Here is a 13,212-nt window from a genome sequence, read left to right as displayed (position 1 = left end):
CACAGCTGAAGGGGGCGACCGGAGACGGTCGGCCCCTTCAGTTGTTCCAGAGCGGGTAGTTCCCGCTGGCCCGCCAGATCGCGGTGCCGATGATGTTGATCACGCCGAACGCGATGGCCAGGTAACCGAGCAGCGGCGACTGGCCGTACCGCTTGGCGTCGCGGATCGACAGGTAACCGAAGACGATGCCCAGGATGCCGCAGCAGATCAGGCCGAGGACGATGCCGAGCACCCCCCAGAGCGTGGTGCGGTCCCGCCCGGCCGCAGCCGGTGGCGGTGGGTACGGAGCATTCACGGCTTCCTCCGGGCGATCGGTGCCGCGACTTCGGTCGCGTCCCTGCGCCGAGGCTAGACCGGATCGGGGGCCCATGGCGGTGGATCACGGAACTCGCCGGAGCCGGGCGGCCCCGGCGGGCAGCCACCACCGGCGCGGCGTGCCAGAGTAGACCCGATGTCCTCGATCACCCCTGATCAGCCCCGCCGTCCCAGCGGTGCCCGTGCCGGCGGCCGGCCGCCGGGCCGTGCCGGTGGTGCCCGGGTGCCCGCCCCCCGTCGGCCGGAGCAGCCCGGACGCTCCCGGGCGCCGTTACCGGTCGCCGCCGGGGTGGCCGCCGCCGGTGCCGCCGTCACCTCCTATCTGCCGGTGGCGGTGGTGCTCGGGCTGGCCCAGTTCACCGAGGACGCCGGCTCGGTGGTCGGTGCGCTGCGGGCCGGTCTCGCCGGTTGGCTGCTCGGCCACGGGGTGCCGCTGGGGACCACCGCCGGCCCGATCGGCCTCGTCCCGCTGGCGCTCTCGGTGTTCGCGTGCTGGCGGCTGAGCCGGGCCGGGGTGCACGCCAGCCGGGCGGTCGGCGCGCGCGGCGGCCGGTCCCCCGGCAGGCGGCCACCGTCGCCGTCGCGGTCGGCATCGGGTACGCCCTGTTCGGCGTCCTGGCCGCGCTGCTGGTCGACAGCACCGGCCTGCGGGTCTCCCCGGTCCGGTCCGGGCTGACCCTGCTGCTCTTCGGCACGGTGGCGGCCCTGGTCGGGGCGGCACGCACCACCGGGGTCGCCGGCCTGCTGGCCGAGCGTGCGCCGGCGGTGCTGCGCGACGGTGTCCGCACCGGCCTGGTCGCCGCTCTGCTGCTGCTCGGGGCGGGTGCCGTGGCGGCCGGCCTGGCGGTGGCGACCGGCGGGGGAGACGCCGCCGACCTGATCGGGGCCTACCGGACCGGGGTGGCCGGGCAGGCCGGCATCACCCTGGTCAGCCTGGCCTACGCACCGAACGCCACCGTCTGGTCCACCGCCTACCTGCTCGGCCCCGGGTTCGCCGTCGGCACCGGCACGGCGATCCGCCTCAGCGAAGTGTCCGTCGGGTCGCTGCCGGCCGTACCGCTGCTCGCCGGCCTGCCCAGCGGCCCGGTCGACGGGCTCGGTGCGGCGCTGCTGGCGGTGCCGGTGCTGGCCGGCATGACGGCGGGTTGGCTGCTCGGCCGCCGGCTGCTCCGCCCGGACCCCGACGACCGGGCCGGGCCGGACTGGCCGGCGCTGCTCGGCCCGGCGGCGCTCGCCGGGCCGGTGGTCGGCCTGGTCGTCGGGCTCGCCGCGGTGGCCTCCGGCGGATCGCTCGGCGGCGGCCGGCTGGCCGAGATCGGCCCGGTGCCGTGGCAGGTGGCGGCAGTGGCCACCGCCGTGGTCGCGGTCGGCGCGCTGCTCGGGGCCGCCGCCGCCAAGGTGCTCGACCGTCCGTCGTCGGCCCGCCCACCCGCCCGGCCGCGGTCGCCCGTCACCCGCCCCCGGCCGGCTGCGGACCGGCCGGGCCCGGTCGAGGACCGGTCGCGTACGGGCCGGGACCGCCCCGATCAGCCGCCGACCGGCCGCCCCGCCCGGTCGTCGACTGAGCATCCGCTCCTGCCGGCTGCGCGGTCCTGCCGGCTGCACCGCGCCGCGCACCCTGCTGCCGGCTGCGCGGTCCGGCCGGCCTGGCCGGGTCGACCTCGCCGTCTCGTGCCGGCCCGCCGGCCTCGCGGTGCTGCCGGCCTGGCCGTCTCTTGCCGGCCCGGCGGTCTGGCCTGGCCGTCCCGTGCCGGCCCGGCGGTCTCGCGGTGCTGCCGGTTTACGGCGAGGGGCGCCCCGGACGGTGCCGGGACGCCCCTCGATGTCGCGCCCGGTCAGGGCGAGGTGGGCAGCGTGAAGCTGCCGATGAGGTTGAGCAGCAGCAGCAGGATGCCGAGCCCGACCGCGATCGCGCCGCAGATCAGGCCGGCCTTGGCCTGACCGGCGTTGCTGGCCAGACCCTGGTTGGCCTTCTGCATCCCCAGCCAACCGGTGATCACCGCGCCGATGCCGAGCGGGATGCCCAGGAAGAGGCAGCAGAGCAGCGGAAGCGACGCGATGCCGAGGATCAGCGACACCAGGCCGAGGGTGTTCTGCTGCCCCTGCGGCGCCGGATAGCCGGCCCCCGGATAGGAGGCCGCCGCGGCGTACGGCTGCTGCCCGTAGGGGTCCTTGTGGACGGGCTGGCCGTACGGGTCCGGCTGGAAGGGCTGCTCGTACGGCTGGCCCGAGGTGGGCTGGGGGCCGTACGGGTCGTGCGGGGGCTGCCCGTACTGCGGAGGCTGCCCGTACTGCGGAGGCTGCTCGCCGTACGGTGCCGCCGGTTGCTGCCCGTACGGTGCCTGCGGCGCGGCGTACGGGTCCTGCGGCTGGCCCGAGACGGGCTGCTGCCCGTACGGATCGTGCGGGGGCTGCTGGCCGTACGGGTCGTGGCCGGGGTTTCCGGGCTGCATCTCGGCTGCTCCTCAGTCGTGGGCCGTCAGTAGCTGCTGGTGCTGCTGCCGTCGATCGCACCCATCACACCACCGAAGATGCAGCACAGCAGCACGATGACGAGCCACACACCACCGATGATGAAGGCCAGCTTCGACCACTTCTTGGACTCGCGGGCGGCGGCCTCGGCACCCGCGTAGTCGCCCTGCTGCAGGGCCGGGTTGACCTTGGATGCGTTGATGATGGCGGGGATCGCCAGCGGCCAGAAGAAGAAGATGGCCACGATCGACGGGGTCATGTTGTTGTTGATCGGCTGCTGCGGGTTGGGGTAGCCGGGCTGCATCTGTGGTACTCCTCGTTCACGTCGGTACGGCGTCCGTACCTGATCATTGGCTATGGGGTGCGGTGGCGGGCGCGGCCCGGCCACCGGGCGACCGGCAGCGTACCGTGTCCGGGCGACACGCGTGATCACCCGAAACGTCGCCGCCCGCAGGATGGGCGGGCCGACCTGCCCGCTAGGGTGGCCCGTGTGACCGAGCCCGCGCCCGTCGCCCGCCTCGTCGTCCTCGTCTCCGGCTCCGGCAGCAACCTCCAGGCGCTGCTGGACGCCGCCGCCGACCCCGGCTACGGGGCCCGGGTGGTGGCCGTCGGCGCCGACCGGGACGGCATCGTCGGGCTGGACCGCGCCGCCGCCGCCGGGGTGCCGACCTTCGTCGACCGGGTGAAGGACCACCCCACCCGCGCCGACTGGGACAAGGCCCTCACCGCGCACGTCGCCGAGCACCAGCCCGACCTGGTCATCTCCGCCGGTTTCCTGAAGCTGGTCGGGCCGCAGTTCCTGGCGGCCTTCGGCGACCGCTATCTCAACACGCACAACACGCTGCTGCCGGCGTTCCCCGGCATCCACGGCCCCCGGGACGCGCTCGCCTACGGCGTCAAGGTCACCGGGGCCACCCTCTTCTTCGTCGACGCCGGGATGGACACCGGCCCGATCGTCGCGCAGGTCGCGGTGCCGGTCCTCGACGACGACGACGAGGAGACGCTCACCGAGCGCATCAAGCAAGCCGAGCGCCGCCAGCTCGTCGAGCAGGTCGGTCGCCTGGTTCGTGCAGGTTGGACGATCACCGGAAGAAAGGTCACCGTTCCGTGAGTGCCCCGCAGGACTCCCGCCGCCCGATCAGGCGGGCACTGGTCAGCGTCTACGACAAGAGTGGTCTGGTCGAGCTGGCCCGCGCGTTGCACGGGGCCGGGGTGGAGATCGTCTCGACCGGTTCCACCGCCTCGACGATCTCCGGCGCGGGCGTGCCGGTGACCCCGGTCGAGCAGGTGACCGGCTTCCCCGAGATCCTCGACGGCCGGGTCAAGACCCTGCACCCCAAGATCCACGGCGGTCTCCTGGCCGACCTGCGCAAGGACTCGCACGGCGCGCAGCTCGACGAGCACGGCATCGCCGGCATCGACGTCCTGGTCTCCAACCTCTACCCGTTCCAGGAAACCGTCGCCTCCGGCGCGTCGGCGGACGAGTGCGTCGAGCAGATCGACATCGGTGGGCCGGCGATGGTCCGGGCCGCCGCCAAGAACCACGCCTCGGTCGCCGTGGTGACCGACCCGGCCGCGTACCCGGCGCTGGTCGCCGCGCTGGCCGAGGGCGGTTTCACGCTGGCCCAGCGGCGGGCGCTGGCCGCCCGCGCGTTCGCCGACATCGCCGAGTACGACGTCGCGGTCGCCGACTGGTTCGCCGGCACCGCCGCCCCCGCCGAGGACGGCTGGCCGCACTTCGCCGGGCTGGCCCTGCGCCGGCAGGCGACGCTGCGCTACGGCGAGAACCCGCACCAGGGTGCCGCCGTCTACGCCGACCCGGGCAGCCCGCCGGGGCTGGCCCAGGCCGAGCAGTTGCACGGCAAGGAGATGTCCTACAACAACTACGTCGACGCGGACGCCGCCTGGCGGGCCGCGAACGACTTCCCCGACCAGCCGGCGGTGGCGGTCATCAAGCACGCCAACCCGTGCGGCATCGCCGTCGGCGCGGACGTCGCCGAGGCGCACCGCAAGGCCCACGCCTGCGACCCGGTCTCCGCGTTCGGCGGGGTGATCGCCGTCAACCGACCGGTCTCGGTGGAGCTGGCCGGGCAGGTCGCGGAGATCTTCACCGAGGTGCTGGTGGCACCGGAGTTCGAGCCCGGCGCGGTGGAGATCCTCCAGGGCAAGAAGAACATCCGGCTGCTGCGCGCCCCGGCCTTCGCCCCGCTGCCGGCTGAGTGGCGGCAGGTCACCGGCGGTGTCCTCGTGCAGCAGCGGGACCGGATCGACGCCGAGGGCGACGACCCGGCCAACTGGAAGCTGGCCACCGGCGAGGCCGCCGACGAGGCGACCCTGCGGGACCTGGTGCTGGCCTGGCGGGCGGTCCGCGCGGTGAAGAGCAACGCGATCCTGCTGGCCCGCGACGGCGCGTCGGTCGGGGTGGGGATGGGTCAGGTCAACCGGGTCGACTCGGCCCGGCTGGCGGTCAGCCGGGCCGGTGCGGAGCGGGCCCGGGGGTCCGTCGCCGCCTCGGACGCCTTCTTCCCGTTCGCCGACGGCGCGCAGATCCTGATCGACGCCGGGGTGAAGGCGATCGTCCAGCCCGGCGGGTCGATCCGCGACGAGGACACCATCGCCGCCTGCCAGCAGGCCGGCGTCACCATGTACCTCACCGCCACCCGGCACTTCTTCCACTGATCCACCCCGGCCGGGCGGGCCGCCACCGGCCGGCCCGGCGCACCGCCTGCGTGATCACCTACGGCCGAGCGGCACCCGGTGTGTGCTCGGCCGTAGGTGTCCACACGGCGCGGTGACCGGTGGTCAGGCCCCGCCCGGCGGGTCGCGTAGGGCGGCGAAGTGGCAGGCGCTGGGGTGGGGGTCGGCGGGCCGGGGGACGGTCGGCGGGTCTTCCCGGGCGCAGATGTCCTCGGCTTTCCAGCAGCGGGTGCGGAAGTGGCAGCCGGACGGCGGGTCGGCCGGGCTGGGCACGTCGCCGGTCAGCCGGATGATGCCGGTGGCGTCGCGGGCGGCCGGGTCGGGCACCGGCACCGCGGACAGCAGCGCCTGGGTGTACGGGTGGGTGGCCCGTTCGTAGATCTCCTCCTCGGTGCCGATCTCGACGATCCGGCCCAGGTACATCACCGCCACCCGGTCGCAGATGTGCCGGACCACCGACAGGTCGTGCGCGATGAAGACGTACGACAGGCCCAGCTCGTCCTGGAGTTGCCCCAACAGGTTGATGACCTGGGCCTGGATCGAGACGTCCAGGGCGGAGACCGGCTCGTCGCAGACGATCACCTCGGGGCGCAGGGCGAGCGCCCGGGCGATGCCGATGCGTTGCCGCTGACCGCCGGAGAACTGGTGCGGGTAGCGGTTGACGTGCTCGGGGTTCAGCCCGACCAGGTCCAGCAACTCCTGCACCCGGCCGCGTTTGCTGCCCTTGGGTGCGGCGTCGGGGTGGATGTCGAACGGCTCGCCGATGATGTCGCCCACCGTCATCCGGGGGTTCAGCGAGGTGTACGGGTCCTGCATCACCATCTGCATGTTGCGCCGCAGCCGGCGCAGTTCGCCCCCGGAGGCGGAGAGCAGGTCGCGGCCCTCCAGGGTGGCCCGGCCGGAGGTCGGCGTCTCCAGCCGCATCAGCAGCCGGGCGAGGGTCGACTTGCCGCAGCCGGATTCGCCGACGATGCCGAGCGTCTCGCCCCGACGCAGCACGAAGCTGACCCCGTCGACCGACCGGACCGCGCCGACCTGCCGTTGGAAGAGCACGCCCCGGGTGATCGGGAAGTGTTTGACCAGGTCGTCGACGGCGAGGATGGCCTCGCCCCGGACCTTGGCCGGGCTAGCGGGCGCGGTCATCGTGGACCTCCTGCGCGAAGTGGCACGCGCTGGTCCGGCCGTCGGCGAGGACCAGGTCGTCCGGCACCACGTCCACGCAGACCTGCCGCACGTACGGGCATCGGGGGTGGAACGGGCAGCCGGTGGGGATCCGCATCAGGTTCGGTGGCAGTCCCCGGATCGTGGCCAGCTCCCGGCCGCGCACGTCCAGCCGGGGAATCGAGGCCAGCAACCCCTTGGTGTACGGGTGGGCCGGTGCCCGGTACAACGCGTGGACGTCGGCGTGCTCGACGATCCGGCCGGCGTACATGACGGCGATCCGGTCCGCGACGCCGGCCACCACCCCCAGGTCGTGGGTGATCAGGATCATCGCCATGTCGAGGTCGCGCCGCAGGTCGGCCAGTAGGTCCATGATCTGGGCCTGCACGGTGACGTCGAGGGCGGTGGTCGGTTCGTCGGCGATCAGCACCTTCGGGTCCAGGGCCAGCGCCATGGCGATCATGACGCGTTGCCGCATCCCGCCGGAGAACTGGTGCGGGTGGTCGCCGAGCCGTCCGGCCGCCCCCGGGATGCGCACCAGGTCCATCAGTTCGACGGTCCGCCGTCGGGCGTCGGCGCGGGACATCCCGTCCCGGTGTCGCAGCGTCTCGCCGATCTGCCAGCCGACCGGGAAGACCGGGTTCAACGCCGACAGGGCGTCCTGGAAGATCATCGCGACCTCCTTGCCGCGTACCTGCCGGCGTTGCTCCTCGGGCAGGGTGAGCAGATCGCGGCCCCGGTAGCGGATCTGACCGGAACGGATCGCCGCCGGTGGGGTGTCCAGGATGCCCATGACCGCCTGGGCGGTGACCGACTTGCCGGAGCCGGACTCACCGAGCACGGCCAGCGTCTCGCCCGGGTCCAGGTGGTAGGAGACCCCGTTGATCACCTTGGCCACCCCCTCGCCGGTGCGGAACTCGACGTGCAGGTCTCGTACCTCCAGCAGGTGACCGCCGGGCGGGGTGGGTGAGGCCGGCGTGGGCCGGACCGCGGACTCGGTCACCGGATCTGCCTCTCGCTCGCGACTGCGGGACCCGCTGCGGGCGTGCGGGGCGTGGGTGCCGGGCCCGTTGCGGGCGTGCGGGGCGTGGGTGCCGGGCCCGTTGCGGGCGTGGGGGGTGGGGGCGCTGTGGCCGGCACGGTGCTCACCGCAGCTTCGGGTCGAAGGCGTCGCGGATCGCGTCGCCCAGCATGATGAAGGCCAGCACGGTCAGCGCGAGGAAGGCGGACGGGACGACCAGCGGGGTCGCCGACTCGCGCATGTGCACCCGGCCGGCGTCGATCTCGATGCCCCAGGAGATGGTGGGCGCCTTCAGTCCGATGCCCAGGAAGCTCAGGGTCGCCTCGGCGGCGATGAACGAACCGAGCGCGATGGTCAGCACCACGATCGCCGGGGCGAGCGCATTGGGCAGGATGTGCCGCCACATGATCCGGCCGTCGCCCGCGCCGAGCATCCGGGCGGCGGCGACGTAGTCCTGCTCCTTGGCGGTGATCACCGAGGAGCGGACCACCCGGGCGGCGGTGGTCCAGCCGAGCACCGCCAACACGAAGATCACCGCGAACAGCCGGACCGTGTCGCTGCTGGTGCTGACCCGCTTGAGCAGCACGATCGCGGCGAGCAGCAGCGGGATGCCGAGCACGATGTCGATCACCCGGGAGAGCACCGCGTCGACCCAGCGGCCGAAGTAGCCGGCCACCATCCCGACCACCAGCGCGACGACCCCGGTGAGCAGGGCGGAGAGCGCGCCCACAAGCAGCGAGGCGCGGGCCCCGTAGACCGCCCGGGCGTACGTGTCGCAGCCCTGGAAGTCGTACCCGAAGATGGCCCCGCCGGACGCCCCGGCGTGCTGGCGGGACAGCACGCAGTCGCGCGGGTCGTTGGCGGTGAACAGCGACGGCACGGCGGCCATCGCGGCGACCAGCACGACCAGCACCAGACTGATCCAGAAGACCGGCTTGCGGCGCAGCTCACGCCAGGCGTCCCCGGCCAGGCTGCGGGGTTTCTGCGGTACGCCGACCCGGTCGGGGGTGCCGGGCTCACCGGAGACCCCCCGGCGGGCGGCCTGGTCCTCCGTCGCCGCCACCGTCTCGAAGTCGCTCATGCCCGTACCTCGTCGCGCTCACTCATAGCGGATCCTCGGATCGAGTACGGCGTACAGGACGTCCACCACCAGGTTGGCGACCAGGTAGACGACGACGAGCACGCTGACGATGCCCACCACCAGCGGGCCGTCCTCGGTGCGGATGCCCCGGAACAGGTTGAAGCCCACCCCCGGGATGTTGAACACGCCCTCGGTGATGATCGCGCCGCTCATCAGGTTGCCCAGCTCGACGCCGAGGAAGGTGATCACGGGGATGAGCGAGTTACGCAGTACGTGCACCCCGATGATCCGTCGCCGGACCAGCCCCTTCGACCGGGCGGTGCGGACGTAGTCGGCGCGCAGGTTCTCGGCGACCGAGGTCCGGGTCAGCCGCAGCGCGGTGGCCAGCGACAGGGAGCCGAGCACGATGCCGGGCAGCAGCAGGGCCCACAGGTCGGGGTCGGCGCCGGCGGTCGGGGGGAAGATCGGCCAGCGGACGCCGAGCAGGTACTGCGCGAGCGGGGCCAGCACGATGGTGGGGATGCCCAGCACCAGCAGGGTCAGCACCAGCGTGGCGTTGTCGAAGAGGCTGGCCCGGCGGATGCCGGCGAGCACCCCGGCGGTGACCCCGAACAGGATCGTCACGGCCATCGCGATCACGGCCAGCTTGACGGTGACCGGCCAGGCGGCGGCGAGGATGTCCCCGATCGACCGGCCGGTCAGCGACTGGCCGAGGTCACCCTGGAGCAGGTTCTTGAGGTAGTCGAGGTAGCGGTAGAAGAAGCCGCCGATCCCGGTCCGGTCGAGGTGGAACTTCTCCGTGAGGTACGCCCGCTGGGCCGGGGTGACCGGCCGTTCGCCGGCCAGCGCCTGGATCGGGTCGCCCTGGCCGGCGAACATCAGGGCGTACACGATCAGCGTGGTCCCGAAGAAGGCGAGGACCATCTGGAGCAGACGCCGCAGAACGAAGCGGAACATACTGTGCAGTCTTGCTGATAAGGGGCGGAGACGGAGGCGGGTCGGGCCACCGTCCACCGATGACCCGACCCGTTGCTCCCGTCGACGGCCCCGTTGCCGCCGACGCGCCCTGCACGTGCCGGTCGGCCGTTCGCCGCCGCCGCGCCTTCATCTGCCGGCGGCCGTTCGCCGACGCCGCCCCTTCACCTGCTGGCGGCCGTTCGCGCCGCCCGGACTAGCTGACCGCCTCGATCTTCAGCAGGTCGATCCGGTCGAAGAGGTCCATCTGGACGTTCTTCACCTTGGTCGAGTGGCCGAAGTTGTTCTGGCCGTAGCGCAGCGGGATCACCGGCAGGTCCTTGGCCAGCAGGTCCTCCGCCGCCTGGTACTTCGCGATCGCGGCCTCCTCGTTCGGGGCCTTGGCGCCCTCGACGAGCAGCTTGTCGAACTCCGGGTTGCTGTAGCCGTAGTAGTTCGACGAACCGTTCGTGCTGTACAGCGGGCCGAGGTAGTTCTCCATCGACGGGTAGTCCATCACCCAGCCCATCCGGAACAGGCCCACCGGCTGCTTCGCCTTGACCTTGGTCAGCAGGTCGGCGAACTTGGGCTCGGCGGTGCCGACGCACTCCACACCCAGGTTGGCCTTGAGCTGGTTGCAGGTCGCGTCGATCCAGTCCTTGTGCCCACCGTCGCCGTTGTACGACAGCTCGATCTTCTTCGGGCCACCGGCGGCCTCGTACGCCGACTTCGCCTTGGCCGGGTCGAACTCGCCGGCCGCGCCGATGGTGTTCTCCCGGTAACCCGCGACCACCGGCGAGACGAACGAGCGGGCCGGCTGCTGCGAGTCCTTGAAGATCGACTTGGTGATCTCGTCCCGGTCGATCGCCATCGAGATGGCCTTGCGCACCTCGGGCTTGCTGAACTCCTTCTGAAAGGTCGGGAAGGCCAGCACCTGCAACGACGATGCCGGGCTCTGCTGGAACCGGTCGCCCAGGTCGGTCGCGGCGGTCGACAGGTTCTCGGTCGGGATCGTCTTGATCACGTCGAGGTTGTCCGACAGCACGTCCGCGTACGCGGCGGTGGGCTGCTGGTAGATCCGGAACTCGACCCCGCCCACCTTCGGCTGCTCGCCGGGGAAGGCGTCGTAGCGCTCCACCTCGACCTTGGCGTCGTGCTGCCAGGAGCCCTTCATCCGGAACGGGCCCTGCCCGATCGGGGCCTGCTCGTAGCCCTCCTTCAGCGTGCCGGGCCCCGAGAAGGCGGCCTTCGGCAGCGGATAGAAGGCGGTGTACCCGAGCATCGTCTTGAACTCGCTGTACGGCTCGGTCAGCGTGACGGTGAAGGTCAGGTCGTCGACCTTCTTCAGCCCGGACAGCCGCTCGGCAGCCGGCTTGTCGCCCTGCAGGTCGGCGTACCCGGCGATCTTCTCGAAGAAGTAGCTGGAGTTCTGCCCGTTGGGGGCGTACGCGCCGTAGTTCCAGGCGTCGAGGTAGTTGTCGGCGGTGACCTTCTCGCCGTTGTGGAAGGTGTAGCCGTCCTTGAGCTTGACCGTCCAGACCTTGTTGTCCGACGAGGTGACCGACTCGGCCGCCACCTCGTAGGGCTTGTTGGCCTCGTCGTAGTCGACCAGTGGGCTGAACAGGGCGGCGAGCACCTGCGAACCGCTGGTCTCGTTGGTGTTGGTCGGCACCAGGTGCTGCGGCTCGGCGATCTCGATCCGCACGGCCGCGTTGGGGTCGGACTGACCGGTTCCGCTGCCGCCGCCCGAGCCGCAGGCCGCCAGGCCCAGGGTCACCGCGAGCGGGAGAGCGGTCCAGGCAGCAAGCCTGCGCACACGCATGGGGGTCTCCTCATCTCATTACGTAGCGCAGCCGGACCCGGCGCTGGGTGACTCTGCGCAACGTCCGGCAACGGTAGGTCGGGATCGGCCCGACGACAACGGAAGCGTTGCGAACGGATAACGGACCACCGGCAGTGCCCTTGTGGTTGTTCTGCTCGCCTGGTATCGGGGAGAAGCGATTTTTGCTGCTCACTATGGGCGTGGAGGGGGTGTCGGATGCCCACGGAGGGCCGATCGGTCGCCGTGGGGGGTATGCGTCGCCTGTCCGGCCCGCAGTCGGTGTGGGGTCTTCCGTCCGCCACGACGTCGTGGCCTGCCACACTAAGGTGACACAAAGTGACCAATGGCACGTAACTCAAAGTGACGGCCGCCCCGTCGCCGGCTCGCCGTCCGCCGGCCGTGAGACGATCTGGTCGTGACGGCGATCATCCTGGACGGCAAGGCGACCGCAGCCAAGATCAAGGACGAGCTGCGGGTACGGGTCAAGGCGTTGGCCGAGCGAGGGGTCACCCCAGGCCTGGGCACCGTCCTGGTCGGCGCGGACCCCGGCTCGGAGGCGTACGTCAACGGCAAGCACCGCGACTGCGCCGAGGTGGGCATCGCCTCGATCCGCCGGGAGCTGCCCGCCGACGCCACCCAGCAGCAGCTCGACGACGTGCTCACCGAGCTGAACGCCGACCCGGGCTGCCACGGCTACATCGTCCAGCTGCCGCTGCCGGCGCACCTCGACACCCAGCGGGCCCTGGAGCTGATCGACCCCGACAAGGACGCCGACGGCCTGCACCCGGTGAACCTGGGCCGGCTGGTGCTCGGCTACGACGGCCCACTGCCCTGCACCCCGCGCGGCATCGTCGAGCTGCTCCGCCGGTACGACGTGCCGCTGCGCGGTGCCAACGTCGCCCTGGTCGGCCGGGGCAACACCGTCGGGCGGCCGCTCGGCCTGCTGCTCAACCGGCGCAGCGAGAACGCGACCGTCACCCTGTGCCACACCGGCACCCTCGACCTCGCCGCCCACACCCGCGCCGCCGACATCGTCATCGTCGCCGCCGGGGTGCCCGGCCTGCTCACCGCCGACATGGTCACCCCGGGCACCACGGTGGTCGACGTCGGCATCACCCGGGTGATCGGCGACGACGGCAAGGGCCGCTACACCGGCGACGTGGACCCGGAGGTGGCCCAGGTCGCCGCCCGGCTCGCGCCGATGCCGGGCGGCGTCGGGCCGATGACCCGGGCCATGCTGCTCACCAACGTCGTCGAACGCGCCGAACGCGGCTGACCTCCCCTGCCGCCCGGCGGCTCCCCCCCGCTGCCGGCTTACCTCCCGTGCCGGCTGGCCTCCCCTGCCGGGTGGCCGGTTGTCCCGCTGGGTGGCCGGCCTTCCACGCTTGGTTGTTGACTCCCCGCTGCCGGCTGACCTCATCTGCTGGGCGGCCGGCCTTCCCCGCTGGGCGGCCGGCCTTCCCCGCTGGGCGGCCGGCCTTCCCCGCTGGGCGGCCGGCCTTCCCCGCTTGGCGGTTGACTCCCCAGCGCGGCGGCGGGTGTTCCCTGCTGGGCGGGTGGTCTGCCCTGCGCGGCGGTGGCGCACGCCTGCGCTACCGGGATGCTCCGCCGCAGGTGCCGCCGCCCACCGCGTACCCCACCGGGAACCGGGCGGTGGTGACGTTGGCCCCATCCCGGGGATGGTCGCCG

The 13,212-nt window shown here is 72.5% G+C and carries 11 protein-coding genes and 1 pseudogene; 4 read left to right on the top strand and 8 right to left on the bottom strand.

Annotated elements, in window-relative coordinates; genetic code table 11:
• Positions 1–37 precede the first annotated feature (37 nt).
• Positions 38–295: a hypothetical protein gene (locus tag ACQP2H_RS26630; RefSeq protein ID WP_208567984.1), complete on the bottom strand. Its 258-nt coding sequence runs from the start codon at positions 293–295 to the stop codon at positions 38–40.
• A 156-nt stretch (positions 296–451) separates the two neighbouring features.
• On the opposite strand from ACQP2H_RS26630, the pseudogene ACQP2H_RS26625 reads away from it, so the two are divergent.
• A pseudogene (locus tag ACQP2H_RS26625) lies at positions 452–1,725 on the top strand (cell division protein PerM); the annotation flags it as partial.
• A gap of 425 nt (positions 1,726–2,150) precedes the next feature.
• On the opposite strand, the gene ACQP2H_RS26620 reads toward ACQP2H_RS26625, so the two are convergent.
• Positions 2,151–2,768, bottom strand: a complete 618-nt coding sequence (locus ACQP2H_RS26620; protein ID WP_219464670.1) for a DUF4190 domain-containing protein — start codon at positions 2,766–2,768, stop codon at positions 2,151–2,153.
• A 26-nt stretch (positions 2,769–2,794) separates the two neighbouring features.
• Complete coding sequence (locus ACQP2H_RS26615) at positions 2,795–3,091, bottom strand: CD225/dispanin family protein (RefSeq protein ID WP_208567986.1); 297 nt, start codon at positions 3,089–3,091, stop codon at positions 2,795–2,797.
• Between the two features lie 186 nt (positions 3,092–3,277).
• On the opposite strand from ACQP2H_RS26615, the gene purN reads away from it, so the two are divergent.
• Entirely contained in the window at positions 3,278–3,898 is a 621-nt protein-coding gene (purN, locus tag ACQP2H_RS26610) for a phosphoribosylglycinamide formyltransferase (protein WP_219464669.1), read from the top strand.
• A complete protein-coding gene (gene purH, locus ACQP2H_RS26605) occupies positions 3,895–5,466 on the top strand; it encodes a bifunctional phosphoribosylaminoimidazolecarboxamide formyltransferase/IMP cyclohydrolase (protein WP_219464668.1) in 1,572 nt (523 codons plus the stop codon). Before purN ends, purH begins: the two co-directional genes overlap by 4 nt.
• Before the next feature lie 123 nt (positions 5,467–5,589).
• Here purH and ACQP2H_RS26600 read toward each other — a convergent pair whose 3' ends face one another.
• The 5 genes from ACQP2H_RS26600 to ACQP2H_RS26580 all read right to left on the bottom strand — a co-directional run bounded on the left by ACQP2H_RS26600 (position 5,590) and on the right by ACQP2H_RS26580 (position 11,523).
• Positions 5,590–6,627 carry an ABC transporter ATP-binding protein gene (locus ACQP2H_RS26600; protein WP_433229321.1) on the bottom strand — a complete coding sequence of 346 codons (1,038 nt, stop codon included), beginning with the start codon at positions 6,625–6,627 and terminating at the stop codon, positions 5,590–5,592.
• Positions 6,611–7,648 (bottom strand): ABC transporter ATP-binding protein, encoded by a 1,038-nt coding sequence (locus ACQP2H_RS26595; protein WP_433229319.1) that lies wholly within the window; start codon positions 7,646–7,648, stop codon positions 6,611–6,613. The genes ACQP2H_RS26600 and ACQP2H_RS26595 overlap by 17 nt, the downstream gene beginning before the upstream one ends.
• A gap of 142 nt (positions 7,649–7,790) precedes the next feature.
• Positions 7,791–8,747, bottom strand: coding sequence for an ABC transporter permease (locus tag ACQP2H_RS26590; RefSeq protein ID WP_357535206.1), 957 nt, complete (start codon positions 8,745–8,747; stop codon positions 7,791–7,793).
• Between the two features lie 18 nt (positions 8,748–8,765).
• Positions 8,766–9,704, bottom strand: coding sequence for an ABC transporter permease (locus tag ACQP2H_RS26585; protein WP_208567992.1), 939 nt, complete (start codon positions 9,702–9,704; stop codon positions 8,766–8,768).
• Positions 9,705–9,918: 214 nt separating this feature from the next.
• Entirely contained in the window at positions 9,919–11,523 is a 1,605-nt protein-coding gene (locus ACQP2H_RS26580) for a peptide ABC transporter substrate-binding protein (RefSeq protein ID WP_219464662.1), read from the bottom strand.
• A gap of 415 nt (positions 11,524–11,938) precedes the next feature.
• Here ACQP2H_RS26580 and ACQP2H_RS26575 point away from each other — a divergent pair, with 415 nt between their 5' ends.
• Positions 11,939–12,799 carry a bifunctional methylenetetrahydrofolate dehydrogenase/methenyltetrahydrofolate cyclohydrolase gene (locus ACQP2H_RS26575; RefSeq protein ID WP_208567994.1) on the top strand — a complete coding sequence of 287 codons (861 nt, stop codon included), beginning with the start codon at positions 11,939–11,941 and terminating at the stop codon, positions 12,797–12,799.
• The last annotated feature ends 413 nt before the right edge of the window (positions 12,800–13,212 follow it).

This window comes from Micromonospora sp. CA-248260 (genome assembly GCF_050942205.1).
GTDB classification, from domain to species: domain Bacteria; phylum Actinomycetota; class Actinomycetes; order Mycobacteriales; family Micromonosporaceae; genus Micromonospora; species Micromonospora antibiotica.
This window is presented reverse-complemented; position numbering and strand designations above follow the sequence as displayed.

Bases quoted from the DNA above. Each gene is read 5' to 3' on its own strand.
- ACQP2H_RS26615 (WP_208567986.1), bottom strand. From the start codon at position 3,091: ATGCAGCCCGGCTACCCCAACCCGCAGCAGCCGATCAACAACAACATG.
- ACQP2H_RS26580 (WP_219464662.1), bottom strand. From the start codon at position 11,523: ATGCGTGTGCGCAGGCTTGCTGCCTGGACCGCTCTCCCGCTCGCGGTG.
- ACQP2H_RS26590 (WP_357535206.1), bottom strand. From the start codon at position 8,747: ATGAGCGACTTCGAGACGGTGGCGGCGACGGAGGACCAGGCCGCCCGC.
- ACQP2H_RS26600 (WP_433229321.1), bottom strand. From the start codon at position 6,627: ATGACCGCGCCCGCTAGCCCGGCCAAGGTCCGGGGCGAGGCCATCCTC.
- ACQP2H_RS26585 (WP_208567992.1), bottom strand. From the start codon at position 9,704: ATGTTCCGCTTCGTTCTGCGGCGTCTGCTCCAGATGGTCCTCGCCTTC.
- ACQP2H_RS26620 (WP_219464670.1), bottom strand. From the start codon at position 2,768: ATGCAGCCCGGAAACCCCGGCCACGACCCGTACGGCCAGCAGCCCCCG.